Source organism: Agrobacterium sp. SOY23 (assembly GCF_027212525.1).
In the GTDB taxonomy this organism is placed as follows: Bacteria; Pseudomonadota; Alphaproteobacteria; order Rhizobiales; family Rhizobiaceae; genus Agrobacterium; species Agrobacterium tumefaciens_I.
The window spans coordinates 233,775-259,588 of record NZ_JAPWDT010000001.1; the positions used below are offsets into that span (position 1 = coordinate 233,775).

Annotated in this window: 24 protein-coding genes; 13 read left to right on the forward strand and 11 right to left on the reverse strand. The window is 60.4% G+C overall.

Annotated elements, in window-relative coordinates; translation table 11 throughout:
- The first annotated feature begins 214 nt into the window (after positions 1-214).
- Positions 215-3,883, forward strand: coding sequence for a PAS domain-containing hybrid sensor histidine kinase/response regulator (locus O3S81_RS01150; protein WP_269340393.1), 3,669 nt, complete (start codon positions 215-217; stop codon positions 3,881-3,883).
- A 39-nt stretch (positions 3,884-3,922) separates the two neighbouring features.
- On the opposite strand, the gene mnmD is transcribed toward O3S81_RS01150, so the two are convergent.
- Complete coding sequence (gene mnmD, locus O3S81_RS01155; RefSeq protein WP_269340394.1) at positions 3,923-4,678, reverse strand: tRNA (5-methylaminomethyl-2-thiouridine)(34)-methyltransferase MnmD; 756 nt, start codon at positions 4,676-4,678, stop codon at positions 3,923-3,925.
- Between mnmD and O3S81_RS01160 the strand changes: the two genes are divergently transcribed.
- The 9 genes from O3S81_RS01160 to O3S81_RS01200 all read left to right on the forward strand — a co-directional run bounded on the left by O3S81_RS01160 (position 4,677) and on the right by O3S81_RS01200 (position 10,627).
- Entirely contained in the window at positions 4,677-5,891 is a 1,215-nt protein-coding gene (locus tag O3S81_RS01160) for an NAD(P)/FAD-dependent oxidoreductase (protein WP_269340396.1), read from the forward strand. The two genes, mnmD and O3S81_RS01160, sit on opposite strands and share 2 nt — an antisense overlap.
- A gap of 96 nt (positions 5,892-5,987) precedes the next feature.
- Entirely contained in the window at positions 5,988-6,695 is a 708-nt protein-coding gene (locus tag O3S81_RS01165; RefSeq protein ID WP_269340398.1) for a DUF1045 domain-containing protein, read from the forward strand.
- A gap of 202 nt (positions 6,696-6,897) precedes the next feature.
- Entirely contained in the window at positions 6,898-7,821 is a 924-nt protein-coding gene (puuE, locus tag O3S81_RS01170; protein WP_269340400.1) for an allantoinase PuuE, read from the forward strand.
- A complete protein-coding gene (uraD, locus tag O3S81_RS01175; protein WP_269340401.1) occupies positions 7,821-8,318 on the forward strand; it encodes a 2-oxo-4-hydroxy-4-carboxy-5-ureidoimidazoline decarboxylase in 498 nt (165 codons plus the stop codon). The genes puuE and uraD overlap by 1 nt, the downstream gene beginning before the upstream one ends.
- A 53-nt stretch (positions 8,319-8,371) precedes the next feature.
- A complete protein-coding gene (locus O3S81_RS01180; protein WP_269340403.1) occupies positions 8,372-8,662 on the forward strand; it encodes a nucleotidyltransferase family protein in 291 nt (96 codons plus the stop codon).
- The gene (locus tag O3S81_RS01185; protein WP_269340404.1) at positions 8,659-9,021 is read left to right on the forward strand and encodes a HepT-like ribonuclease domain-containing protein; all 363 of its coding nucleotides are present in this window, start codon (positions 8,659-8,661) and stop codon (positions 9,019-9,021) included. Before O3S81_RS01180 ends, O3S81_RS01185 begins: the two co-directional genes overlap by 4 nt.
- A 3-nt stretch (positions 9,022-9,024) precedes the next feature.
- Positions 9,025-9,525: an ureidoglycolate lyase gene (locus O3S81_RS01190; RefSeq protein ID WP_269340406.1), complete on the forward strand. Its 501-nt coding sequence runs from the start codon at positions 9,025-9,027 to the stop codon at positions 9,523-9,525.
- Positions 9,522-9,878: a hydroxyisourate hydrolase gene (uraH, locus tag O3S81_RS01195; RefSeq protein ID WP_269340408.1), complete on the forward strand. Its 357-nt coding sequence runs from the start codon at positions 9,522-9,524 to the stop codon at positions 9,876-9,878. Before O3S81_RS01190 ends, uraH begins: the two co-directional genes overlap by 4 nt.
- 5 nt (positions 9,879-9,883) lie before the next feature.
- The gene (locus O3S81_RS01200; protein ID WP_269340409.1) at positions 9,884-10,627 is read left to right on the forward strand and encodes a metallophosphoesterase family protein; all 744 of its coding nucleotides are present in this window, start codon (positions 9,884-9,886) and stop codon (positions 10,625-10,627) included.
- Position 10,628: 1 nt separating this feature from the next.
- On the opposite strand, the gene O3S81_RS01205 is transcribed toward O3S81_RS01200, so the two are convergent.
- Complete coding sequence (locus tag O3S81_RS01205) at positions 10,629-11,930, reverse strand: D-alanyl-D-alanine carboxypeptidase (RefSeq protein ID WP_269341376.1); 1,302 nt, start codon at positions 11,928-11,930, stop codon at positions 10,629-10,631.
- Positions 11,931-12,120: 190 nt separating this feature from the next.
- On the opposite strand from O3S81_RS01205, the gene O3S81_RS01210 reads away from it, so the two are divergent.
- A complete protein-coding gene (locus O3S81_RS01210; RefSeq protein ID WP_269340411.1) occupies positions 12,121-12,705 on the forward strand; it encodes a TetR/AcrR family transcriptional regulator in 585 nt (194 codons plus the stop codon).
- Complete coding sequence (locus tag O3S81_RS01215; protein ID WP_269340413.1) at positions 12,702-13,046, forward strand: DMT family transporter; 345 nt, start codon at positions 12,702-12,704, stop codon at positions 13,044-13,046. Before O3S81_RS01210 ends, O3S81_RS01215 begins: the two co-directional genes overlap by 4 nt.
- A 204-nt stretch (positions 13,047-13,250) precedes the next feature.
- Here O3S81_RS01215 and O3S81_RS01220 read toward each other — a convergent pair whose 3' ends face one another.
- The 4 genes from O3S81_RS01220 to puuD all read right to left on the reverse strand — a co-directional run bounded on the left by O3S81_RS01220 (position 13,251) and on the right by puuD (position 18,060).
- The gene (locus O3S81_RS01220) at positions 13,251-14,384 is read right to left on the reverse strand and encodes an alpha-hydroxy acid oxidase (RefSeq protein ID WP_269340414.1); all 1,134 of its coding nucleotides are present in this window, start codon (positions 14,382-14,384) and stop codon (positions 13,251-13,253) included.
- A gap of 77 nt (positions 14,385-14,461) precedes the next feature.
- On the reverse strand, positions 14,462-15,184 hold the full coding sequence (locus O3S81_RS01225; protein WP_269341377.1) for a sulfite exporter TauE/SafE family protein: 723 nt from the start codon (positions 15,182-15,184) through the stop codon (positions 14,462-14,464).
- A gap of 306 nt (positions 15,185-15,490) precedes the next feature.
- Positions 15,491-16,801, reverse strand: a complete 1,311-nt coding sequence (gene guaD / locus O3S81_RS01230; protein WP_269340416.1) for a guanine deaminase — start codon at positions 16,799-16,801, stop codon at positions 15,491-15,493.
- A complete protein-coding gene (gene puuD, locus O3S81_RS01235; protein ID WP_269340418.1) occupies positions 16,798-18,060 on the reverse strand; it encodes a urate hydroxylase PuuD in 1,263 nt (420 codons plus the stop codon). Before puuD ends, guaD begins: the two co-directional genes overlap by 4 nt.
- A 565-nt stretch (positions 18,061-18,625) precedes the next feature.
- On the opposite strand from puuD, the gene O3S81_RS01240 reads away from it, so the two are divergent.
- A complete protein-coding gene (locus O3S81_RS01240; RefSeq protein ID WP_269340419.1) occupies positions 18,626-18,964 on the forward strand; it encodes a hypothetical protein in 339 nt (112 codons plus the stop codon).
- On the opposite strand, the gene O3S81_RS01245 is transcribed toward O3S81_RS01240, so the two are convergent.
- From O3S81_RS01245 to O3S81_RS01265, 5 genes are all read right to left on the reverse strand, one after another.
- Entirely contained in the window at positions 18,940-19,869 is a 930-nt protein-coding gene (locus O3S81_RS01245) for a LysR substrate-binding domain-containing protein (protein WP_269340421.1), read from the reverse strand. The two genes, O3S81_RS01240 and O3S81_RS01245, sit on opposite strands and share 25 nt — an antisense overlap.
- 255 nt (positions 19,870-20,124) lie before the next feature.
- On the reverse strand, positions 20,125-20,964 hold the full coding sequence (gene xdhC / locus O3S81_RS01250; RefSeq protein WP_269340423.1) for a xanthine dehydrogenase accessory protein XdhC: 840 nt from the start codon (positions 20,962-20,964) through the stop codon (positions 20,125-20,127).
- Between the two features lie 14 nt (positions 20,965-20,978).
- Positions 20,979-23,318 carry a xanthine dehydrogenase molybdopterin binding subunit gene (gene xdhB / locus O3S81_RS01255; RefSeq protein WP_269340424.1) on the reverse strand — a complete coding sequence of 780 codons (2,340 nt, stop codon included), beginning with the start codon at positions 23,316-23,318 and terminating at the stop codon, positions 20,979-20,981.
- Positions 23,319-23,321: 3 nt separating this feature from the next.
- Positions 23,322-24,791, reverse strand: a complete 1,470-nt coding sequence (xdhA, locus tag O3S81_RS01260) for a xanthine dehydrogenase small subunit (protein ID WP_269340425.1) — start codon at positions 24,789-24,791, stop codon at positions 23,322-23,324.
- Between the two features lie 137 nt (positions 24,792-24,928).
- A complete protein-coding gene (locus O3S81_RS01265; RefSeq protein WP_269340427.1) occupies positions 24,929-25,705 on the reverse strand; it encodes a 3-hydroxybutyrate dehydrogenase in 777 nt (258 codons plus the stop codon).
- Positions 25,706-25,814: the final 109 nt, after the last annotated feature.

Here is a 25,814-nt window from a genome sequence, read left to right on the forward strand (position 1 = left end):
GTAACGCCACCGCCAGCCGGCGCATGGCAGCCATGCGTACCAGTGACCGGCGGCTGCCGGAGCGGTGCGCGCGCAAGCGAAGAATTGTGGTTAAAAAAGGGTAACGAGACCGTTGGATACATAGCAAAAATAGATTTTCTCACATAACGTTTTTGCGACGGCGTCCGAAAATATTTGATTCGACCGAGGTGGGCTGCAGGGTGTGGAGTATCGATTGACCGAAGGCTGCGGGTTGCTGGAAAAGGCGTGCAGGGCCGTGGCCGCCCTGGACCTGCCCGCGTGCATCAAGGACAGCGAGCTGCATTATATCGTGGTCAATGCCGCTTATGGCCGGGCCATGGGGCGTGCGCCTGCCGCCTTTGAAGGCCACACCAGCCTTTCCCTTTCCGGCGATATTCGCGATGCCGAGCGTGAGGACAGGGAGCGCCGCGCGCTGGTCTTCGCCACCGATGAGATGATTGCCTGCCATGTCACGGGTTCCCAGGTGCCGCACACGCTCCGTTGCGAGCGTTTTACCGGCGATGACGGCAATCTTTTCCTGTTCGAAGTGTTTGAAGAGATGCCATCCGCCGTTCTGGAGCGGGCGCCTCCCGCCGGCGATACGGCGGACCTGCTGTTCAACAGCGGCGTGATCGATTTCATCGACGCCGGCATCGTTATTTACGACCGGGAAAACCGGCTGGTCTACTGCAATGCCCGTTTTGCGGAATTTTACAGCGCTTTCGGCGTCGAGCTGAAGCCCGGCATCCGGCTCGAGGCGCTGATGGAGGCGCTCTATTTTTCGAGCGGTTACCGTGACGCGCAAGAAGACGATCCGGCCTTCGAGGGCTGGATGCAGGAACAGTTACGGGATTTTTCCCTGCCCTATCTGGAAAGGGTGGAGCAATTCGCCGATGGCCGCTGGGTGCGAATGGTCAACAAGCGGCTGGAAAACGGCATGCTCGTGGGGCTGCGTATCGATGTGACCGAGTTCAAGGCGCATGAGACGCTTTTGAGCTCGCAGATCCGCGAAACCTGGTCGCTGCGCGCCGCACTGGAGCAATTGCCGGTTGCGGTGTTCCTGCGTGATCAGGACCGGCGCCTGACCTTTGCCAACGCGGCCTACGAGAAATTTCTGGATGGCAACCTTGCCGATCTTATCGGCAAGACCGAATGCGAGATGTTTCCGGAGGAGGGGCCGCAGTTCCAGCGGGAAAACGAGCATATTCTGCAAACCGGGGAGTCTATTGAAAGGACGGCAAACGTTCAGCTTTCGGATGGCAGTACCGTTCCCATCATCACCCGGCTCGGCCGGGTCGCGACGCCCGACGATGAATATTATCTGGTGGGTTCGGTGACTGATGTCAGCCTGCTGCAGGACCGGGAAAAGGCGCTGATCGCAGCGCAGGCCGAAGCCGAGGCGTTGCACCGGCAGCTCCAGGCGGTTCTCCGCGCCTTGCCGGTGGGCGTGCTTCTGCTCAACGCCGATCTCGTCATCGAATATGTCAATCCGTTCTTCTACCAGGTCTGGGGTGAGATCGGTGGCGAGAAGTCGCTTGTCGGCAAGAGCTATCGCGAATTCATGGAGATGAATTTCGACAGCGGCCTTTACGATTATGGCGGCAGGTCCTTCGAGGAGGTCTATGACGAGCGGGTGCAGCGGCTGGCCGAAGATGCGATCCTCGCCCCCCGCGAGGTGCGCAGCAAAAGCGGCAAGGTCACCGTCATTTCGAAAACCCGCCTCGAAGGCGGGAAGATCCTCAGCACCTATGCCGACGTGACCGACGTGCGCATGCGCGACGATGAGATCAGCAAGGCGAAGGCGGAACTGGAGCGCGTCGGCGAATATATGCAGGGCGCCACGCGCGCCATGGCGCAGGGGCTGGTGCTGGTCGAAGAGGGCACGATCATCATGTCCAACGAGGCGATGGCGCGGATGTTCGAGGTGCCGCCGCATCTGCTGGAACAGGGCCGCAACTGGGCCGGCTTTTTTGCCCATTGCGCCGGGCGTGGTGATTTCGGCTCGGCCGCGGAGGCTGGCGAGACGCTGCGGGTCTGGAGAGAGAATATCGCGGCCAACAGGCCGTTTTCCTGGCTTGTCCATGCTGCCGGAAAAACCTGGCTCAACCTGGAAGCCACCAACAGTTCCGGCAACTACTGGCTCATCATCGTTACGGATGTAACCGAGATGAAGATGCGCGAGGAGGAGTTGCAGCGGCTGCTTTCCCGTGCGGAAGCGGCGGATCGGGCCAAATCGGAATTTCTGGCCAATATGAGCCATGAGATCCGCACGCCGATGAATGGCGTGCTCGGCATGGCGGAGCTTCTGGCCAAGTCCAAGCTCGACACGCGCCAGAAGACCTTTACCGACATCATCGTCAAATCCGGCAATGCGCTTTTGACGATCATCAACGACATTCTCGATTTCTCCAAGATCGAGGCCGGGCAGATGAAGCTGCGCAGCGTGCCTTTTGATCCCGCGGAAGCGGTGGAGGATGTGGTCTCGCTCCTCTCTTCGGCGGCGCTGGAGAAGGACATCGAGCTGATCGTCCGCATCGATGCCTCGGTCTCCGGCAAGGTCATCGGCGATGCCGGCCGTTTCCGCCAGGTCGTCACGAATATCGTCGGAAATGCCGTCAAGTTCACGGAAACGGGGCATGTGCTGGTCGAGCTTTCGGCGCAGTCGGCGGAAGCCTCAGAGACGATTCTGTCGCTGCGCGTGGAAGACAGCGGCATCGGCATCCCGGCCGACAAGCTGGAAACGATTTTCGACAAATTCAGCCAGGTCGATGGCTCGGCAACACGGCGCCATGAGGGAACGGGGCTGGGGCTGGCGATCACGGTCGGCCTCGTTGGCCTGTTTGACGGCAAGATCAATGTCGTCAGCGAAGTCGGCAAGGGCTCCGCCTTCGAGGTCAATATTCCGTTTCAGGTGACGGAACGACGGCGGGACGCGCCGCCGCTTTCCGTGCCGATCGAAGATATCCGGGTGCTCGTCATCGACGATAACGACGTCAACCGCCGTATCCTGACGGAACAGCTGCGAAGCTGGGGCATAGACGGCCATGCGGTGGAGGATGGGCGCTCCGGCATCGCCGTGCTGCAGGAAGCAGTGTCCCTCGGTTTTGCCATCGACGCCATCATCCTCGATTATCATATGCCGGTCATGAACGGGCTGGACGTGGTGGAGCGGATCCGGGCGGATGCGCGCTTTGACGATATCGCCATTGTTTTCCTGACCTCGATGGATGTCGTCGGCGACGAGACGCTGTTCACCGATCTCAACGTGCAGGCGCATCTGATGAAGCCGGCGCGGGCGCGGCTGCTGCGTTCCACCCTGTTCGACGTGGTGCGTGATGTGCGGTTGAAGCGTACGCGGCCGCATTCGTTTGCGGGGGAAGCCAACGGTCGAGGAAACCGGCCTGATAGCCGAACCGCCGAAAGGAAACAACGGGCCGAAGTTCCGGTCACGGCTCCCGACCGCAGCCGGCCGTGCCTTCTCGATGTGCTGGTGGCCGAGGATAACGACGTCAACCAGATTGTCTTCACCCAGATCCTGCAGCAGGCGGGTTTGCGCTTTTTGATCGTCGGCAATGGCAAGAAGGCCGTTCAGGCGTGGGAGGAGTATAATCCCGCCCTCATCCTGATGGATGTCTCCATGCCGGTGATGAACGGCCATCAGGCGACGCTCGCCATTCGCGCCGCCGAACAGGCCGCGGCCGATGGCCGGCATGTGCCGATCGTCGGCGTCACCGCCCATACGCAGGAGGCGGACCGCGAACTCTGCCTGCAGGCGGGCATGGATGATTATCTGTCGAAGCCCATCAGCCCCGAAATTCTCGAGGACAAGATCGCGCAATGGCTGGGGGGCGACATGCCGCGCCGGGACGCGCCGGGCGTGTGACGATGTATGCGGGTCGCGTCGGCGGCTTGTGAAAATGCTTCAGGCGGAGGGCCTGGTGCCGCAGAGCATCTCTCTTTTTCCGGCAAACCCCTTACGTCGTTCGAGGTCAAAACCGGCGGCGATGAGGTTGCGGCGGACGAAACCGGCGGCGGCATAGGTGGCGAATGTGCCCTGCGGTGCCGTTTTCGCGAAAAGCGCCTGCATGATCTCCAGTGACCACATGTCCGGGTTACGCGCCGGTGCGAAGCCGTCGAGAAACCAGGCGTCGAAGCTTTCCCCGCTATTGGAAATACCGGTGAGCGCCTCACCGCAGACCACGGTCAGGCGCGTCGCATCATCCAGTTCGATCTCGACCCGGCCTTGCGGTTCGGCCGGCCAGCGGGCGACGAGCGCCTTGCGTTCGGCGTCCACTTCCGGCCAGCGGGAAAGTGCGCGGTCGATCTCGTCCGCCTTCATCGGGTAGAGTTCGAAGGAGATGAAATGCAGCGTGGAGCGGCCGTTGCGGACCTCTTTCCATTGCCGCCAGGTCTCGCAGAGATTGAGGCCGGTGCCGAAGCCCAGCTCGCCGATGCGGAAGACACCTTCCCGTTCCAGCCAGCGTTGCGGCAGCCCGTTTCCGGACAGGAAGACATGGCCGCATTCCAGCCTGCCATCCGTCTGGCAATAAAAATGATCGTCAAAGGCCAGTGAATAGGGCATATCCCCGTCACGCCAGTCGAGCGACGTCTGGTGTTCCCCGGTCGCTGGACCGGGCTCTGCGCCGGTCTCTCTGATAGTGTCGTTGGAATTTTTCATGGCTAAAGCCGATAATCCCGCTTTCGAACAGGGTCAATCACGAAGAACATCTTTGCCGCCTTCCGTGCCGCTCCTCATCGTCGGTGGCGGCATCATGGGCCTGTGGGCTGCGGTGAAGGCGGAACGGCTCGGCATCGATACGCTCCTGGTGGAGGCTGACCGTCTGGGTGGCGGCGCGAGCGGCGGGCTTCTGGGCGCCTTGATGCCGCATATGCCGGATCGCTGGTCGGACAAGAAGCAGTTCCAGTTCGATGCTCTCATCGCGCTTGAGGAGGAGATTGAGCGGCTGGAGGCGGAAACAGGGCTTTCCGCCGGTTATCGCCGATGCGGCCGGATCATTCCACTGCCCAGGCCACATCTGCGCACCATCGCCGAGCGGCATGAGCGGGATGCGGAGGAAAACTGGCGATCGGGCGAGCGCCGATTCCATTGGCATGTCGGCGACAGGCCGTCGGTTGCAGGCTGGGTGGAGGATGCGGCGGGCGAGGCGGGTTTCGTTTTCGATACGCTGGCGGCGCGTGTGTCACCACGCGCCATGATCGCGCTGCTCTCGGCCTTTCTCCACAAGGCGCGGCATGTGCAGGTGGCGGAAGGTTGCCGCGTCGTTTCCCTTGATGCGGATGCCGGGCGGGCGGTGTTGTCTTCGGGAGACGAGATAAGCTTCGGCCATGTCGTGGTCGCCAACGGCCACACTTCTTTTCCCCTGATCCGTGATGCTCTCGGGCTGGAAGCGGGTGTCGTGCTCGGGCAGGCGGTGAAGGGGCAGGCGGCGCTTCTTGATGCCGCTGTTGACCCGGCCATGCCGGTCGTCTTTCTCAACGGTCTTTATATCGTGCCGCATGAGGATGGCACCGTTGCGATTGGCAGTACCAGCGAAGATTGTTTTTCCGATCCCTTCGATACCGACGAGAAACTCGAAAAACTGCTCGCCGATGCCTGTACCATCGTGCCATCGCTTGGCAACGCGCCGGTGCTCGAACGCTGGGCCGGCCTGCGCCCGAAGGCGGTGGGCAGGGACCCGATGGTGGGGGCGATCACCGGCCATCCGAAGCTCGTTGCGCTGTCGGGTGGTTTCAAGGTGAGCTTCGGTCTTGCCCATTTTCTTGCCGATGCGGCGCTGCAGGCCGTGTGCGGGAAGGAGCCCGCGGTGCCCTCCAGCTTTCGCGTTCAAGAACACGTGAGTATTGCCGTTGCGGACTTTAGAAAGTTCTGATTAGGCCGCTTACGTCGTTAATCTGTCACGCAAATCACTTATTTGCTGGCCTGCAAAGAGGCCGGTTTGTCCGCATTTGCGGCGAGGTGACAGCGCATGCGATACGCCATTCATTTCACGCCTTCCCCCAATGACCCCCTGACGCAGGCTGCCGCCGCGTGGTTGGGGCGCGATGCCTATTCCGGTCATGCGGTGGAGCCGCCGGGCATGATCGATCTCGGCATGCAGGAGATTTCCTACCATACGGCTCTGCCGCGCCGTTACGGTTTCCATGGCACCATCAAGGCCCCCTTCCGCCTTGCCGAGGGCCACTCCGAGGCGGCGTTGCTGCGCGACCTGATGTATTTTTCGGGCAGGCAGGATCCTTTCACGTTGCCGCAACTGGTGGTGGCAAGACACGACAATGTCTTCAGCCTCGTTCCCGAGCGTCCGTGTGAAGTACTGCATTTCTTTGCCGCCCGCGTGGTGCAGGAATTCGACCGTTACCGTGCGCCGCTCTCCGAGGCGGAAATCGAGCGTGCGGATCCGGACCGGCTTTCGGCCTCGCAGCTCACCAATCTGCATCGCTGGGGCAGCCCGCACGTGATGGATGAGTTCCGTTTCCAGATGTCGCTGACGGGCGGTGTGGAACCCTCCAGCAGCCAGCGGATCGAGCGGGCCGTGCGCAAGGTTTTCGAGCCCTTGCTCACCCGGTCACTGCAATTTTCCAGCCTGGCGCTTTTTATCGAGGATGAGCCCGGTGCGCCTTTCCGCGTGCATTCGCTGCATCCCATGGGCCGCGTTTCCGCCCGAAAGATTGCCTGAAGAGCACACCACCGCAATCGTATACAAAAAAGCATCGGAATGTCGGCAAGATTGATCTCGACATTCCGGATGCGGATGCTACCGTTCGGATATCGCATATCTGAAGCGCGTGTCGGCCGTTCCGGGTTGTCGCGCTTCGGAGGTCTGTTTTATGCCTCCCGAAACTGGCTTCTGCCTCGGGAGAGATGGTCTGGGTGGCTGAATGATTTCCGAAAATTACTCCCGCAATCTGGTGGGCTATGGCCGCAACGTTCCCGATCCGAAATGGCCGGGCGGCGCGCGCATCGCCGTGCAATTTGTCATCAACTACGAGGAGGGTGGCGAAAGCTGCATCCTCGACAATGACAAGGCGTCGGAATCGCTGCTGTCGGAAATCGTCGGTGCCCAGCCGTGGCCCGGCCAGCGCAACCTGAACATGGAATCGATCTACGAATATGGCTCGCGCGCCGGTTTCTGGCGGCTGTGGCGCATGTTTACGGGTCTTGGAGTCACCACCACTGTTTATGGCGTGACCGCCGCCATGGCCCGTAACCCCGAGGCTGTCGCCGCCATGAAGGAAGCGGGCTGGGAAATCGCCAGCCACGGTTATCGCTGGCTGGAGTACAAGGATTTCTCCGAAGAGGAAGAGCGAAAGCACATCATCGAGGCGGTGCGCCTGCATGCCGAGCTGACGGGCGAACGTCCCTACGGCATGTATCAGGGCAAGCCATCCGACAATACGCTGCGCCTCGTCATGGAGGAGGGCGGTTTCCTTTATTCCTCGGATTCCTATGCCGACGATCTGCCCTATTGGGTGAAGGGCGTGGGTGATGAGCCGTTCTTGATCATTCCCTATACGCTCGAAACTAACGACATGCGTTTCGCCACGCCGCAGGGTTTCAATTCCGGCGATCAGTTCTTCACCTATCTGAAGGATGCATTCGACGTGCTTTACCAGGAGGGTGTCGAGGGCGCGCCGAAGATGATGAGCGTCGGCCTGCATTGCCGCCTTGTCGGCCGACCGGGCCGGGCCGCGGCGCTGCGCCGTTTCATCGAATATGTGCTTGGTCACGAGAAGGTGTGGATCCCGCAGCGTATCGAAATCGCCCGCCATTGGCATGAACATCACAAGCCGGAGACGCTTTGATGGTGACGCGCGAGGAATTTGTTACCCGTTTCGGTGGTGTGTTTGAACATTCGCCTTTCATTGCCGAACGAGCTTACGATGCTGGCGGAGCAGGCCTGGAACTGACGGCGAAGGCGGTTCACGCGGCTCTTTGCGCGCAGTTCCGTGCGGCTTCCGAGGCGGAAAGGCTCGGCGTCCTGCGGGCGCATCCTGATCTCGCCGGCAAGCTGGCGATTGCGGGCGAACTGACAGCCGACAGCCGTAACGAACAGGCTGGCGCCGGGCTCGATCGGCTTTCGCCGGAGGAACATGCACGGTTCACCCAGCTGAACAGCGCCTATACCGAGAAATTCGGTTTTCCCTTCATCATCGCGGTCAAGGGCCTGAACAGGCACGATATTCTCTCCGCTTTCGAGACCCGCATCGGCAATGACGCGGCAGAAGAATTCGCAACCGCAACGGCGCAGGTGGAAAAGATCGCCTGGCTGCGCCTTTCCTCGATGCTGCCGGAAGGCTGAATTGGCGTGTACGGGCCGTTCTGCTAGAATCGCGCCGTCTGGAGACAAAGATCATGCGACCGTCCGAGGTGCTGGAAAAGAACAGGGAAGCGATCCGCGAAGCGACGAAACGCTTCAACGTGGCAAACCCGCGCGTGTTCGGCTCCGTGGCGCGCGGCGAGGACCGGCCGGACAGCGATCTTGATATTCTGGTGGATGCGCTGCCGGGCACGACATTGTTCGACCTTGGCGGTTTGGTGGAGGAACTTAAGGGGTTGCTCGGGATCGAGGTCGATATCGTTACCGCAGGCGGTTTGCATTCGGATATCCGCGCCCGTGTTTTAAAGGAAGCGAAGGCAGTATGAGTGTGGAACGGCTCCTGCTCTACCTGAAGGAAATGGATGTTGCCGCCACGCGAATCGCTGATTTCATTCGCGGTATGGATGAAGCAACTTTCGCCACCGATATACGTACCCAGATGGCGGTGATGATGGGCCTCGCCCTGATTGGCGAAGCGGTTGCCAAACTCGACAAACATGACCCAGCTTTCTCGCAGCAGCATCCGGAAATCCCGTGGCTGAAAATGAAGGGTATGCGTAATCTGATCGTGCACGACTATTTTCGTGCGGAACTCTCGGTCGTGTGGAAAACCATCACAGAGAGCATTCCCGATTTGCAGATGCGTCTTGCCCTTCTTCGAAACCGGCATGCCCAAGGTGAATGACATTTGACTGATTTTCTCGAGATACGGCCTCTCACCAAAGAGGCATTCGCATCCTTCGGTGATGTGATTGAAACAACCCCCTCTTCCATGCGGCATATCAACGGCGGCCAGACCGAGCGGCATCATGCGCTTGCCACGCCGGAGGCGGCGGGCGAGGGCGCGCGCATCATTCTCAACATCTTTCGGGGGCAGCCACGCGTCTTCCCGCACAAGATCGATATGATGGAGCGGCATCCGCTCGGCAGCCAGAGTTTTTCGCCGCTCTCTGGCCGGCCTTTTCTCGTCGTCGTCGCGGAAGATGAGGGCGGCAGGCCCGCCCGGCCGCAGGTGTTTCTGGCGCGGGGTGACCAGGGCGTGAATTACCGCCGCAATATCTGGCATTATCCGCTGATGCCGTTGCAGGCAGTTTCGGATTTTCTGGTTGCCGACCGCGATGGGCCGGGTAACAATCTCGAAGAGTATTTTTTCGATGAGCCCTTCATGATCGCGGAGCCCAGCCTATGACCGGTTTGACAACCCATGTCCTCGACACCGCCCATGGCACGCCCGCCGAGGGACTGACGATCGAGCTTTACCGGCTCTCCGGCGATCGGCGCGAGAAGCTGAAAACGGTGAAGACAAATAGCGATGGCCGGGTCGATGGCGGGCCGCTGCTTGTCGGCGAGAGTTTCAAGGCCGGTGACTATGAGCTGGTTTTCCATGCCGGCGACTATCTGCGCGGCAGGGGCGTTCAATTGGCGGAACCGGCCTTTCTCGATATCATCCCCATTCGCTTCGGCATTGCCGATGAAGGTGGTCACTATCATGTGCCGCTTCTGCTTTCGCCTTATAGCTATTCCACCTATCGAGGAAGCTGACCGTCATGATCTTTGCCGCCATCGCCGATATTCACGGAAACTGCGCAGCACTGGAAGCCGTGCTGGAGGATATTGCGAAGCAAGGCATCACGGACATCGTCAATCTCGGTGATTGTTTCAGCGGTCCGCTGGAGGCGGGTTTTACCGGCGACGTGCTGGTCGGCAACTGGATACCGAGCATTCGCGGTAATCATGACCGGGAACTGATCGAGCGTGCGCCGGAGGATATGGGCAGCTGGGAACGGCCGGCGCATGCGCAGCTCACCGCCGCGCATCTGGACTGGCTGCAGACGCTGTCCTTCAGCATGGTGTTCAAGGATGTCGCCTATTGCTGCCATGGTTCGCCGCGCGGCGATCTTGACTACTGGCTGGAAACGCTATCGCCGGAAGGCGTGCTGAAACTGCGGCCTCTCGCCGAAATCGAGGAGAGGGCGGAAGGTATCACCCAGCCGCTGATGCTGTGTGGCCATACCCATATTCCCCGCGCGGTGCAGCTTTCCGATGGCCGGCTGATCGTCAATCCCGGCAGTGTCGGTTGCCCCGGCTGGAAGGATGACACACCTTTCGACCATCATGTCGAGGCCGGGCATCCGCTCGCCACCTATGCCGTGCTGGAAGAGACCGGGCGTGGCTGGCAGGTCTATTTCCGGAATATCCGCTACGACAATCTGGCCATGTCCGAAATGGCGCGGGTCAACGGTATTCCCTATCTCGCCGATGCGCTGACGAACGGGTGGCTCAAGCGCTGAATCACCCCTCGCTGGTCATCACCACGCAGGCATAGGATTGCGCCTTCAGCTCCTTGCAGGCCGAAACCGCCGAAGACTGGTCTTCGAAGCCGGTGAAACGGGCGCGGTAAAGCGTTGCCGATCCGCTTTGCACGGCCTCGGTATAGGGGGCGATCCCGGCATAGTTTCCGATGTTGGAGCGGGCGTTGGCAAGCAGCGAGCGGGCGGCGGCTTCGCTGTCGGTGGCGGCAATCTGCACTTCCCAACGGCTTCTCTGGCCGGTCGCAGCGGCGGTGGGAGCAGGTTTCGGAATGGCGGAGACCTGCATCATGTCGGCCATCTGGTTGTTGGCGGTGGCAATCTGCATGGCAACCGGGTCGGCGCGGCGTTCGGCGAACATCGGCAATGGCACGGATGTAGGGGGCACGGATGTAGGGGGCGCGGAAGCGGGCGGCACTGCGGCGGCCACATCGAAGGTGCGGCTGACATTGGCGCTGGCGACGAGCTGTTCGGTATTGCGGCTCCTCGATGCCTGCGGCACGGCCTTGTCGAGCAGGGCCGCCATCTGGGCATCGCGGCTGCGGGCGGTCTTGCCACCCAGCACGACGCCGACGACGCGGCGGCCATTATGGTTGATAGCGCTGACGACGTTGAAGCCGGAGGCATTGGTGTAGCCGGTCTTGATGCCGTCCATGCCCTGATAACGATACATCAGATTGTTATGACCGCGGATGCGTTTTCCCCGGAAACTGAAGGATTCCATGGCGAAGAGGCCGTATTCCTTGGGAAAGTCCCGCTGCAGCGCCAGGCCGAGCTTGGCCATGTCGCGCGCCGTTGTCACCTGCGATTTGCTGGGCAGGCCGGAAGCGTTGCGGAACACCGTCTTCGACATGCCGAGCTGGCGGGCCTTCCGCGTCATCATTTCGGCAAAGCGCGCCTCGGAGCCGCCGAGGTGATCGCCCATGCCTTCGGCCATGTCATTGGCGGATTTGACGATCATGCCATAGACGGCCTCGCGCACGGTGAAGGTCTGGCCCTGCCGCACGTAAAGCTTCGAGGGGATGGTGGAGGCGCCATTCTTCGACATCTTTATCTTCTGGTCCCAGCGAAGCCGGCCGGCGTGCAGCGCCTCGAAGGTCATGTAAAGCGTCATCATCTTGGTGAGTGATGCGGGGTGGTTCAGTACGTCGGCATTGCGGGCGGCCAGAACCTTGCCCGTATTGGCATCCATGATGAAATGGGCGTAACCGGCCTGCGCGGGCGACGCATGCAGCGAAAGGATCGCGCAAAGGAAGGCGAGTGCGAAGACCCATGCGCCCGCCATTCCCCGTTTGAGCGTTCCCGCCATTGTCCACCCCTTTTCGTTCGATTGCCGCAACGGGACAATTGTTACTGACACTTTCCGGCAACAAAACCGCTAAAACTTTAGAGATTGTTTTCATGCTTAATTAAGTATGAATTTCAACCCGCCGGTCGCCTCCACAATTTCCTTGAAAAGAAACCATCCGTCCGGTATGTTTGTAATCATGACAAATGCACATGAACGCAAGAAGCAGCCCGAGGTCGTGCGCCGCAATCTTCTCGATTGCGCGGCGAAACTTGCTGCCGATCAGGGAGTTGCCGCACTTTCGGTGCAGGCGGTGGCGGATGCGGCAGGGGTGACCAAGGGCGGTTTGTTCCATCATTTCGCGTCCAAGCAGGTGCTGCTGGAAGCGGTGATGGCGGACCTTCTTTCGGCGCTGGATGCGGAAATCGACGCGCTTGTCTCACAGGATTGTGAAGCTTACGGGAGCTTCACGCGGGCCTATGTGAACGCGGTCTTTGCCGATCGTGACCGGGAATCGGGCCGGCAATGGGCTGCGCTCTCCGTCTCGATGGTCGGCGAACCATCACTTCGGCGCATGTGGACTGGCTGGTTCGAGGCGCGTCTTGCCCGTCATAAAGAAACGGATGACGGGGTGATACTGGAATTGGTGCGGCTTGCGGCGGATGGCATATGGTTTGCCGATCTTCTGGCCGAAGACGGCAGGGCAGGTGGCGACAGGGCGGCTCTCAAGGCCCGGATGATCGCCCAGACGAAAAGGGAAACGGAACGATGAACGCGGCATTTTTTACCTATGGGGCGCTTGTCGCGGCCATCATCTGCGAGGTCATCGCGACCTCCTTCCTGCAGCAGTCGCAGCAATTCACCCGGCTCTTGCCGACGGTGCTGATGGCGTTGTTTTACGGCGCGGCCTTTTATCTGCTGTCATTCACGCTGCGCGCCATTCCCGTCGGTGTCGCCTATGCGATCTGGAGCGGGCTCGGCATCGTGCTGATTTCCGGGATTGGCTATTTCGTGTTCCGCCAGACGCTGGACCTCGCCGCCGTTGTCGGTCTCGGGTTCATCGTGACGGGGGTGGTGATCGTGAACGTGTTTTCGAAGACGGTGGGGCATTGATAAGGCGGGGTGTATGCGGGATCAGCATCCGCACGCCGTCACCCCGGACCTGATCCGGGGTCCAGTGCGATCAAGTCCTTGATCGCGAAAGACTCTTCCTCACGGCGCAGATACGCCGTGGCTGGATACCGGATCTAGTCCGGCATGACGGCAGAGATGTTTGCAGTCTATGGCGCCTATATCTGAGATTCCGTCTTTCTGACATCAAGCCAGAATGCTGCGATCCACATCCTTAATCAGCCGCTTGCCGCAAAGCGCCATGCTGATATCCATCTCCTTGCGGATGATCTCCAGCGCCGTCGTCACCCCCTGTTTGCCATCCGCACCGAGGCCATAAAGGAAGGGGCGGCCGATATAGGTGCCCTTGGCGCCCAGTGCGACCGCTTTCAGCACATCCTGACCGGAGCGGATGCCGCCATCCAGGTGGACTTCAACCCTGTCGCCCACGGCGTCGACGATTTTCGGCAGCATGGCGATGGAGGAATGGGCGCCATCGAGCTGCCGGCCGCCATGGTTGGAGACGATGATCGCATCGGCGCCGGTATCGAGCGAGGCGCGTGCATCCTCCTCGTCAAGGATGCCCTTGAGGATCAGCTTGCCGCCCCAGCGCTGCTTGATCCATTCGACATCCTTCCACGACAGGCGCGGATCGAACTGCTCCGCCGTCCAGGAGGAAAGTGACGACAGGTCGGAGACATTTTTGGCGTGGCCGACGATGTTGCCGAAGCTGCGGCGCTTGGTGCGCGCCATGTCGAGGCACCATTTGGGCCGTGTCGCCATCTGCCAGATATGTTTCGGGGTGAATTTCGGCGGCGCGGACAGGCCGTTGCGCAGATCCTTGTGGCGCTGGCCGAGGACTTGCAGGTCGAGCGTCAGCACCAGTGCCGAGCACCCGGCGGCCTTGGCGCGGTCGATCAGATTGTTGACGAAATCCCGGTCCTTCATCACGTAAAGCTGGAACCAGAAGGGTCTGGAGGTGACGGAGGCGACATCCTCTATGGAGCAGATGCTCATGGTGGAAAGCGTGAAGGGCACGCCGAATTCCTCAGCCGCTTGTGCCGCCAGCATCTCGCCATCGGCGTGCTGCATGCCGGTCAGCCCGGTGGGGGAGAGCGCCACCGGCATCGAGACTTTCTCGCCGACCATTTCGGTGGCAAGCGACCGGTCGGTCATGTCGACCAGCACGCGCTGGCGCAGCTTTATGTTGGAAAAATCCTCCTCATTGGCGCGGTAAGTGCCTTCCGTCCAAGCGCCGCTATCGGCGTAGTCGAAAAACATTTTTGGCACGCGGCGCTGGGCCTGATTTTTCAGGTCCGCTATGGTCAGGATTTTGCCCATGGATAAAGCCTTCACATTTGAATGATGGCTTCACATAACATGGATGTGGCAATTGCGACACCAAAATCGACGCGATTTCAGCTCCAGAAAGCCCGCAGGAACAGCTCGGTTCCGAGCAGAAGCAGGCAGATGAGGAACCAGCGCCGGAATGTCGCCGGGCTGACGATATGGCGTATCTGCTGCCCGAGCCACATGCCGAGAAGTGCCGGCAGGATGGCGAGCCCGGAAAGCGACAGATGCTCGACGTGAAAAGCATTCTGCAAGGCAAGGCCGGCGGCGAGCGCGATGGTCGAAACGGTGAAGGAAAGGCCGAGCGCCTGCACCAGATCATCACGGCTGAAACCGAGCGACTGGATATAGGGAACGGCGGGCACGACGAAAATTCCGGTGCCGCCGGTCAGAAGGCCGGTCGCCAGCCCTATGGCCGGGGAGAGTTTCGGTTCCAGCTTTGTCGGAACCGAGATCGGTCTCGCAAAAAGGCTATAGGCCGCGTAAGCCGCAAGGCACAGGCCGAGCGCCGAGGTGGTCCAGACGCCGCTGCCTGATGTCATCAGCCGGATGCCGATGAAGGTGCCGGCAGCAATGGCGATCATCATCGGCCACAGCCGCGAGACGATGGCCCTGAAATCCGGCCCGGCCAGCAATTGCCAGATATTGGTGATGAAGGAAGGCAGGATAAGCAGCCCTGCGGCGACGACTGGCGGCATGAAAAGGCCGAGCACACCCATGGCGACCGTGGGCAGACCCATGCCGGTCACGCCCTTGACGATGCCCGCGACGGTGAAGGTGGCAAAAACCATGAGTATGGTGGTTATGTCCAAATCCGGCACGGGGTACTCCAGAGATCATTGGCATTTTGGCCGGGACGGCGTCGGGCATTCATTGAGAATCGAGCGAGCGCAGCTTGTTTCTTCTCCCCACCGGGGAGAAGGTCGCGGTAGCGGAATGAGGGGGCGAGGGTAGAGATATTCGGCAACGTTGCCCCCTCATCCGACCCTTCGGGCCACCTTCTCCCCGGCGGGGAGAAGAAGAAGGCGACATCCGCTCGATCCAATATGTGACGGATGTAAACGAGTTGGCAGCTTTATGTTTCGGCCCGAGCCGAACTATGCCAGCACGCTCTTCATCGCCCGTCCGGCCACATAGGTCTCCACCACAGTGCGGTCGTCGCCCATGGTCAGCATCAGGAACAGCTCTTCCGTCAGGCTTTTCACCACTTCCATCTTCAGCGCCATGGCGGGCGTGGAGGAGGCGTTCAGCACGGTGATGTCGGCATCCGTGCCGGCATCGAGCGTGCCGATGCGGTCGACCATCGAAAGCGCTTCGGCATTGCCGCGCGTCATCAGATACCAGCTTTCCAAGGGGTTGAGGCGTTCGCCCAGCAATTGCTGGATCTTGTAGGCCTCATCCATGGTGCGCAGCATGGAATAGCTCGATCCGCCGCCGATATCGGTCGCAACCGCGATACGAACAGGTTTTTCACGCCGCTGCAGCTTTTTCATCGGGAACAGGCCGGAGCCGATGAAGAGGTTCGAAGTGGGGCAATGCACCGCCACAGCGCCGGTTTCCGACAGCACGTCCGCCTCGCGCTCCGAAAGATGGATGGCGTGGCCGAGCAGGGTCTTGTTGCCCATCAGGCCGTAGCGCACATAGATATCGGTATAGTCGGTCGCTTCGGGGTAAAGCTCGCAGGTATATTTGATCTCGTCCAGATTTTCGGAAAGATGCGTCTGGATGAAGAGATCGGGAAATTCCTGTGCCAGCGCCTGTGCGGCTTCCATCTGCTTCGGCGTGGAGGTGATGGCGAAGCGGGGGGTGATGGCGACGTGGTTGCGGCCCTTGCCGTGCCAGTCGGCGATCACCTGGCGCGTCTCGTCATAGGAGGTTTCCGGTGTGTCCAGCAGGCCCTGCGGGGCGTTGCGGTCCATCATCACCTTGCCGCCCACCATCAGCATGTTGCGCTTCATGGCCTCAGTGAAAAAGGCGTCGGCGGAGGTCTTGTGCACGGTGCAATAGGCGGCGGCCGTGGTGGTGCCGTGGCGCAGCAGCTCGTCGTAAAAATGCGTGGCGATGCGCTGGGCATGCGCGCTTTCAACGAAGCGGCACTCTTCCGGGAAGGTATAGGTGTTCAGCCATTCCAGCAGATTGGCGGCATAGGAGCCTATGACCTGCATCTGCGGGAAATGCAGGTGCAGGTCGATGAGGCCCGGCACGATGAGGTGCGGCCGGTGGTCCTTTTCCTCAATGTTTTCGGGGGCTTGCTTGCGAATATCGGCGTATTCGCCGATGGCGGCAATCCTGCCGTTTTCGAGAAGCAGGCCGCCATCCTCGATATAGAGATAGCTTTGTGTATCGTCGATCGAGAGCGGCGCGCGGCGGAAGCTCAGCAGGCGGCCACGCAGCAGAACCATGCTCATTCAGTCTTTCCTTCGGCTTTTCCTGCCCCGGAAACCGCGCTTTCATACCAGGCGGTCAGCACCTTGCGCTCATCCGGGGTGATGGCGGTGATGTTGCCGGGAGGCATGGCATGGCTGCGGCCGGCTTGCAAATAGATTTCGCGGGCGTGGGCGGCGATCTGTTCGTCGGTTTCGAGCTTCACCGATTTGGGCGTGAAGGGCACGCCCTCCCACACCGGCTCGGCCGCATGGCACATGGAACAGCGGCCCTGAACCACATCGCGCGCCTTGGTAAAATGGGCGTCGCTGACGAATTGCTGCTGCATTGGCGAAAGCGTCGCCGCTTTCTGCTCCTCCTCGCCGGTCAGCATCTTCGGCACGGTGGAAAGCCACATGATGACGATGAAGATCAGCGCGGTGAGAAGCCAGGTCCATGTCGGCTTGCCCTTGCGGGCATGGGTGGTGTTGAACCAGTGGCGAATGGTGACGCCCATCAGGAAGACCAATGCTGCGATGATCCAGTTGAACTGTGTGGCGAAAGCCAGCGGATAATGGTTCGACAGCATGAAGAAGATGACGGGCAGCGTCAGGTAGTTGTTGTGCAGCGAACGCTGCTTGGCGATGCGGCCATATTTCGGGTCCGGCGTGCGCCCGGCAATGAGATCGGCGACAACGATCTTCTGGTTCGGGATGATGATGAAGAATACATTCGCCGACATGATGGTGGCGGTAAACGCACCGAGATGCAGGAAGGCGGCGCGGCCGGTGAAGACCTGCGTATAACCCCACGCCATCGCCACCAGCGCGACATAGAGCACGATCATCAGGCCCCATGTATTGTTGCCGAGCGGCGATTTGCAGAGAAAATCATAAAACAGCCAGCCGATGGCAAGCGATGCCAGCGACAGACAGATGGCCTGGAACTGGGTGAGCGCCAGCACCGAATGGTCGATGAGGAAGAGATCCGCGCCGCCATAATAAACGATGCAGAGCATGGCGAAGCCGGACAGCCAGGTGACGTAGCTTTCCCATTTGAACCATGTCAGGTGCTCGGGCATCTGGGCGGGGGCGACCAGATATTTCTGGATGTGGTAAAAGCCTCCACCATGCACCTGCCATTCCTCGCCATAGGCCCCCGGTGGCATATCCGGGCGTTTGACCAGCCCGAGATCAAGCGCGATGAAATAAAAGGATGAGCCGATCCAGGCAATGGCGGTGATGACGTGGAGCCAGCGGACGGCAAAGGCCATCCATTCCCACGCAATGGCATATTCGTACATGCGGTTCCCCTGATCCTTGTGCAGCGCACCTTGCGAGAAATTTGACCGATAGGAAAGGGAAAAGCAGAGGGGAGGGGATGATTGTTCACAATCCGCTGCGTTTGTGTCCGCAATCTCGTTTCGAGTGGAGGATATGCGGGTGTTGGCGCGGTAAAGTTGCAGTGAACGTTTCCTGTCGCATAGTTTGTGCTTAGCTGGGTAAGGCGACTCAGCTATTATCCTTTGTGCAGCCTGCCGATGTGCTAAAATATAAGGCTGTGGAGCCTTGGAGCGCTCCTTCCATCCGAAAGGACGGCAAAGGACGCTCCAGCCTTTAATGGGCGCATCATTCCTGTTGAAAATCGCTTCTGATTTTCGGGCCGGTGCGCAGGGCTTCCATGACATGTTTCGCTGGCGGTTATTCCGAAAGCGGGCGCTGCGAACCCTGGGGCGGGGGCAGATCAGGGGGCAGGTGTCGCAGTTACCGGTGCCGTTGTGTCCGGGTGCGTGTTGATGTGTGAAGTTTGAATAAAGGGACGCAATGATCTTCCGGCAGCCGCCGTTGTTTTCAACGGAGACCATGCCGATGCGCCTTGTTCTGACGGTCCTCTTCCTGCTCCTGGCGGTCACCGCCACAGCACTTGCCCATGAATCCCACAAGGGGTTCAAATATGAAAGCTATTGCTGCAATGGCGATGCCGAAACCGGTGATTGCCAGATGATCCCCACACGCAGCGTTCGTGTCACGCCCGACGGTTACGAGGTCTCCCTTGCACCCGGCGATCACCGCATGGTCACGCGGCGTCACGTTTTCAGCTGGTCGCAGAGCGAGGCAAGACGGTCCGAGGACGGCGAATATCATCTCTGTCTGTTTCCGGATGAGGATACGCCACGCTGTTTTTATGCGCCGGACATGGGGTTTTGAGGCGGTTGCTGCGGATGGCTTTCTTCGATCCGCTTCAATATCCAGTCGCGAAACAGCTTTATCTTGCGGATGTTCCTGCGGTTTTCGGGATAGACCAGCCAGTAGTTCTTGCCTTCGCTGCTGAGGTGTTCGAAGGGCTGGTAAAGGCGGCCAAGCGCGATCTCGTCGGCATAAAGTTCCGGGGTGAGCATGGCCACCCCCTGATTGGCGATTGCCGCGGCGGCTTCGAAGGCCTGCACATTGAGGCGGCTGCGCGGATACCGGTCAAGCCCCGGATTTTCGACGCCCACCTCACGAAACCACTGGCTCCACCAGACATCGCCGGGATCGATGATGCGCAGGCGCAGCAGATCTTCCGGCTTGTGTAATCCGCCGATGGTCTCGGCGAGGCTTGGATGCAGCATCGGCGTATAAACGCCGCGCAGCAATTGATGATAGGCCAACCCCTTGCCGTCGTCACGGCTCCAGCGAATGGCGACATCGCAGTCGGACTGCGAAAAATCGATCAATGTGCTCGATGTGTCGAGCCGCACCGCGATCGAGGGATGCTCAAGCTGGAAGGCGCCCAGATGCCGCGACAGCCAGCGCGAGGCGAAAGTGGCGGTGGAATGGATGGTCAGTGTGGTGTCTGACGTATCGCGAATAGTATCGACGGCCTCCCGCAGGCTGTTGAAGGCTTCCGCCACTCTCGGCGCCAGTTTGTGTCCGGCCTCGGTCAGCAAGACCTGCCGCGCTTTGCGGATGAAGAGTGGCTCACCGATATTTTCCTCCAGCAGCTTCACCTGATAGCTGACAGCCGTCTGCGTCATGCCCAGCTCTTCACCGGCCTTGGTGAAACTCAGATGCCGGGCTGCGGCATCGAACACACGCAGCGCATTCAGCGGGAACTGGCGAGACATCTTCATGGATAAGTTCTCTTTATGATAACCACCAAAGGTTTCATTGGTTTTTATCCAAAAATCAAGTCATTTTCAGTTTCATAGATCAACTGAGCTTCTGAAAATTCTGAATGGAGACGAACATGCGCACAGCATTATTGCGCGCGTGGTCCCGCCTGCGCGCGGGTCTGCGGACAGCGGAGCAATTTGCCTTTGAAAGCTTTCGGCCGGACAATCTGGCCGATGAAAGCCTGCCTGATACGTTGAAGCGTGATCTCGGCCTCAAGGATGGGCGGGCTGGTGCTTGCGGGGATTCCCAGTTTCGGTGGCAGAAAATGCTTGAAGCAACTCGGCTGCCACAAGGGCCGCTATGACAGCGGGGCGCTTGTCCCTGACGCCGGTGCCGCCGATGGGCAAGATGAGCTTCGCAAGGCGGGAAGGAGGCTCTGCCTGATCCGCCAGCCAATGGGCGAAGGTGGCGCGTTTGGTCTTCGAGCCGATCATGCCGACATAGGCGAGATCGTTGCGGGCAAGCGCCTCCTTTGCAATCAGGAAATCGAGCGCGTGATCATGGGTGACGATGATGGCCGCACCATTGGCCGGGATTTTCGCGACGAGCGCCTCCGGCATGGGGGTGAGCACGGATGCGATGCCCGCGGTAAGATCGCGCAGCTCGCTTTCACGCGTTTCCACCACCGTCAGCGTCAGGGGCAGCAGCGACAGGCTCTGCGCCAGCGCCTTGCCGACATGGCCCGCGCCGAAAATGAAGACGGCGGGTTGCTGTTCGGCTTCGCCCTTCAGTCTTGCTTCGAGAGTGGCCGCGATCTCCACCGTTATCAGCCGGAAGCGGATGAGGGTGCGCCCGCCGCAGCACTGGCCGATTTCAGGCCCAAGCGGAATATCCATGCGGTCTTCGGCAGCACCTGCCCGCAGCATGGCGCGGGCGTGGTCTATCGCCATATATTCGAACTGGCCGCCGCCGATGGTTTCCCACAAGTCATCCTGTGAGACCAGCATGAAGGTGCCCGCCTCGCGTGGTGAGGAGCCTTTGACGGCTTCGATTTCCACGAGGATCGCGGGGGTGGAGCGGGCGAGGAAAGTGGAGAGAGAGGTATCAGGCATTGGCGCTGGCCCCCTCACACCTTCTTCAGTCGTTCCACTGCCATCAGCACCCGCTCCGGCGTTGCCGGTGCATCGAGCCGCGGGCAGACCTTGTAATCGGCGACGGAGGCGACGGCCATGGAAAGCGCTTCGAGAACCGAGATCGCCAGCATGAAGGGCGGTTCGCCCACGGCCTTGGAGCGGCCGATGGTGGGTTCGGCATTTTCCGCCCATTCCGCCAGCCTGACGTTGAAGCTCTTCGGCCGGTCGGAGGCGAGCGGGATCTTGTAGGTGGAAGGCGCGTGGGTGCGCAGCCGCCCCTTGCCGTCCCACCACAATTCCTCCGTGGTCAGCCAGCCCATGCCCTGTACGAAGGCGCCTTCGATCTGGCCGATATCGATGGCCGGGTTCAGCGACTTGCCGACATCGTGGAGGATATCGGTGCGCTCCATCAGGTATTCGCCGGTCAGCGTGTCGATCGACACTTCCGAGCAGGCTGCGCCATAAGCGAAATAATAAAACGGCGTGCCACGGCCGGCGGCGCGGTCCCAGTGGATTTTCGGCGTCTTGTAGAAGCCGGCGGCGGAGAGCTGCACGCGGGCGAAATAGGCCTTCTTGATGAAATCGTTGAAGGCGATTTCCTCAAGCCCAATGCGCACCCGGTTCGGCAGGAAAACGACCTCTTCTTCCGGCACGTTCCAGTTCTCGGCGGCGAATTTGACCAGCCTTTCCCGGATTTGACGGGCGGCGTCATAGGCCGCCATGCCGTTGAGGTCCGAACCGGAAGAGGCGGCGGTGGCCGAGGTGTTCGGCACCTTGCCGGTCGTGGTGGCGGTTATCTTCACCCGGCCGATATCCACCTGGAAGGCATCGGCCACCACCTGCGCCACCTTGGTGTAAAGGCCCTGACCCATTTCGGTGCCGCCATGGTTCAGGTGGATGGAGCCGTCATTGTAGATATGCACCAGCGCGCCCGCCTGGTTGAAGGCGGTCATGGTGAAGGAGATGCCGAATTTGACAGGGGTGAGCGCGATGCCCTTGCGGATGATCGGGCTGGTTTTGTTGAACTCGATGATTGCATCACGTCGTGCGCGGTAGTCGCTGGAGGTTTCCAGCTCCTCGACGATGCGAGCGATGATGTTGTCTTCGACCTCCTGATGATAGGGCGTCGCGGTGCGGCCGGAGCCGGTCTCGCCGTAGAAATTCAGCTTGCGGATATCGAGCGGGTCCTTGCCGACGGCATAGGCGATTTCCTCGATGAAACGTTCTGCCCCCAGCATGCCCTGCGGGCCGCCGAAACCGCGAAAGGCGGTGTTTGAGACGGTGTGGGTTTTCAGCGGCCGCGAGGTGAGATGCACATGCGGGTAGAAATAGCTGGAATCCGCATGGAACAGGGCACGGTCCGTGACCGGGCCCGAGAGATCGGAGGAAAAGCCGCAGCGCGCCGCATAGGTGGCGTCGACGGCGTGGATGCGGCCTTCGTCATCGAAGCCCAGTTCGTAATCGACGCGGAAATCATGGCGCTTGCCGGTGGCCGTCATGTCCTCGTCGCGGTCCGGGCGGATTTTCACGGCCCGGTTCAGCCTCTTGGCGGCGATGGCGCAAAGCGCGGCAAACTGGTTGCCCTGCGTTTCCTTGCCGCCGAAACCGCCGCCCATACGGCGCACCTGTACCGTGACGGCGTTGGACGGCACCTGCAATATATGGCTGACGATATGCTGGATTTCGCTTGGATGCTGGGTAGAACTCCACAACGTCACCTCGTCATCCTCACCCGGCACGGCCATGGCGATGTGGCTTTCAAGATAAAAATGCTCCTGCCCACCGATCCGCATCGTGCCGGTAAGGCGGCGGGGCGAGACATCCATTTCAAGCTTGGCATCGCCGCGTTTCAGCGTCATCGGATCGATGACGAGCGCACCGCCATTTTCGATTGCCGTATCGATATCGGTGAAATGCGGCAGGTCCTTATAGGTGATCTTCGCCTTGCGCGCGGCCTTGCGGGCGATATCGCGGGTTTCGGCAAAAACCGCGAAGATCGGCTGGCCGTGGAACTCGACCTTTGTCTCGGCCAGCAGCGGCTCGTCGTGACGGCCACCGGACGAGACATCGTTTTCGCCGGGCACATCCTTGCCAACCATCACCCACAGCACGCCTGGTGTCGCTTCCACCTCGGAAAGGTCCATCGAGACGATTTCGGCGTGTGCGCGGTCGGCAAGGCCGAGCGCGCCGTGGACGAGGCCGGCAGGTTCGGGAATATCATCGATATATTCGGCGCTGCCGGTCACATGCTTGTGGGCGGAATCGTGCCGCAGCGAAGCGTGCATCGGGCCGTCGATTTCGGTCTTGGTCTTGTCGAAGCTTGTGGTGTCCATGGTTCAAGCCTCCTCCAGCGTGAAGCGCGCAAGTTCCTGCTTTTCGCCCGAAGTCTCGAGGAAGAACCGCGTCAGCAGGTTCTTGGCCGTCAGTTGCCGATATTCGGCAGTCGCGCGCCAGTCCGTCAGCGGCGTGAAATCCTCATCCAGCGCTTCGCGCGCCGCGTCGATCGTTTCCTGCGACCAGGGCTTGCCAAGAAGCGCCGCCTCCAGATGTGCGGCCCGTTTCGGTGTGCCGGCCATGCCGCCAAAGGCGATGCGGATGTCCTCGGCGGTGCCATCGGCATCGAGCGTCAGGCTGAAAGCACCGCAGAGCGCAGAAATATCCTCGTCGCGCCGCTTGGAAATCTTGTAGACGGCGTAGTGGCTTTCCGGCTTCTGGAACGGAATGAACAGCTTTTCGACAAATTCGCCGCTCAGCCGGTCCTGTTTGCCATAATCGATGAAATAGCTTTCCAGCGGCAGGCTGCGATTGCCGGAGGAGGAACGCAGGGTCAGTGTCGCACCGAGCGCGATCAGCGCCGGCGGCGTGTCGCCGATGGGCGAACCGTTGGCGATATTGCCGCCGATGGTGCCCATGTTGCGCACCTGCTCGCCGCCCAGGCGGTCAAACAGCCGGGCAAGCGGCGGGGAATGTTCTGCGATGGTGTTGAAGGCCTGGCTGTAGGTGACGCCGGCACCGAGCGTAACGCCCTCCTCATCCACGGTGATGGTTTGCAGATCGCCGAGATTGTTGATGAAGATCACCGGGTTCAGCGCCCGCATCTGTTTCGTCACCCATAGGCCGACATCGGTGGAACCGGCGACGATGGTCGCCTTCGGTTCGGCGGCGTAAATCTCGGTCAAGTCGGAAAGCGTCGCCGGAATGATGGTGCGATCCTCACCACGGGTGACGGTGATTGTCTCGTTTTCGCGGACCGCCCAAAGCCTTGCCATGATATCGGTACGGTCCCGTTGCAGCGGGTCAAACAGTGCGCTTGGGCGGGCGGCGGCGATTTTTTCGGCGGCCTTCACGATCGGCTCATAACCCGTGCATCGACAGAGATTGCCTTGCAGCGTCTTTTCGATATCGGCGCGGCCGGGGTTTTCGCTGGTGAGCCACAGGCCATAAAGCGACATGATGAAGCCCGGCGTGCAGAAACCGCATTGCGAGCCGTGGAAATCCACCATTGCCTGCTGCACGGGGTGCAGCGTGCCGTCACGGGCGGCCAGATGCTCCACCGTGACGATATGCGTGCCGTGCAGCGAGCCCAGAAAACGGATGCAGGCATTGACGCTTTCATATCGCAGCGAGCCGTCCAGCAGCCGTCCGACCAGCACCGTGCAGGCGCCACAGTCGCCTTCGGCGCAGCCTTCCTTGGTCCCGGTTAACCGCTTGCTGATGCGGAGGTAATCGAGAAGCGTATCTGTCGGTCCGAAATCCTTCAGCGAAACGGTTTCGCTGTTGAGGATGAAGCTGATCGCGTCGTTCATGCAATGCCTTGCTGTGTTGACCGGCTATCGAGCCGGTTTCTTGTCATTGTCCCTGCACATCTATGCACGCCCGAGCCTGCATATCGATTTCCGTTTTGGCAATTCATTGTTTCCATAACGGAAAGAAAGCCCGGCAATTATTGCGCCGTCCAGCCGCCATCCACGGAAATATGGGTGCCGGTGATGTTGCTCGCCGCATCGCTTGCCAGAAACAGGGCGGCGGTGGCGACGTCATCGACGGTGACGAATTGTTTGGTCGCCTGCAACTCCAGCATCACGTCGTTTTTCACCGCCTCTTCGCTGATGCCGCGCACCTTGGCCATTTCCGGTATCTGCTTTTCGACCAGCGGGGTCAGCACGTAACCGGGACAGATGGCGTTGACGGTGACGCCGGTCTGGGCAAGCTCAAGCGCTGCCGTCTTCGTCAGGCCCATGATGCCGTGTTTGGCCGCCACATAGGCCGATTTGAACGGCGAGGCGACAAGGCCGTGGGCCGAGGAAATGTTGATGATGCGGCCTTTGCCAGCCTTTTTCATCAGCGGTATCGCGGCGCGCATGGTATGGAAGGAACTGGTCAGATTGATGGCGATGATCCAGTCCCATTTTTCCGTCGGGAACTCCTCGATGGGCGCGATGTGCTGGATACCGGCATTGTTGATGAGCACATCCACAGAGCCGAGCTTTTCGTGCGAGGATTGAATGAGATCGGCGATCTCGTCCGGTTTCGTCATATCTGCGGGGTGGTAAAGCACGCGTCCGCCGCTTTCGGCTTCCAGCAGAAGGCGCAGTTTTTCGATCTCGTCTTCGTCGCCAAAGCCGTTCAGCACGATATTGGCACCGTCGCGCGCAAATCGCTGCGCAATCGCAAGGCCAATACCGCTTGTGGAGCCTGTCACGATAACTGTCCGATGCATGCTTTCCCCTTTTTGCATTACTTCGCACATATTTAAGCAGGTTATGCCCAAAGGGGGCGGGCTGGCAATCGCCATTTCGGGGGAGGGGGCAGGCGTGGTAAATCCGGCT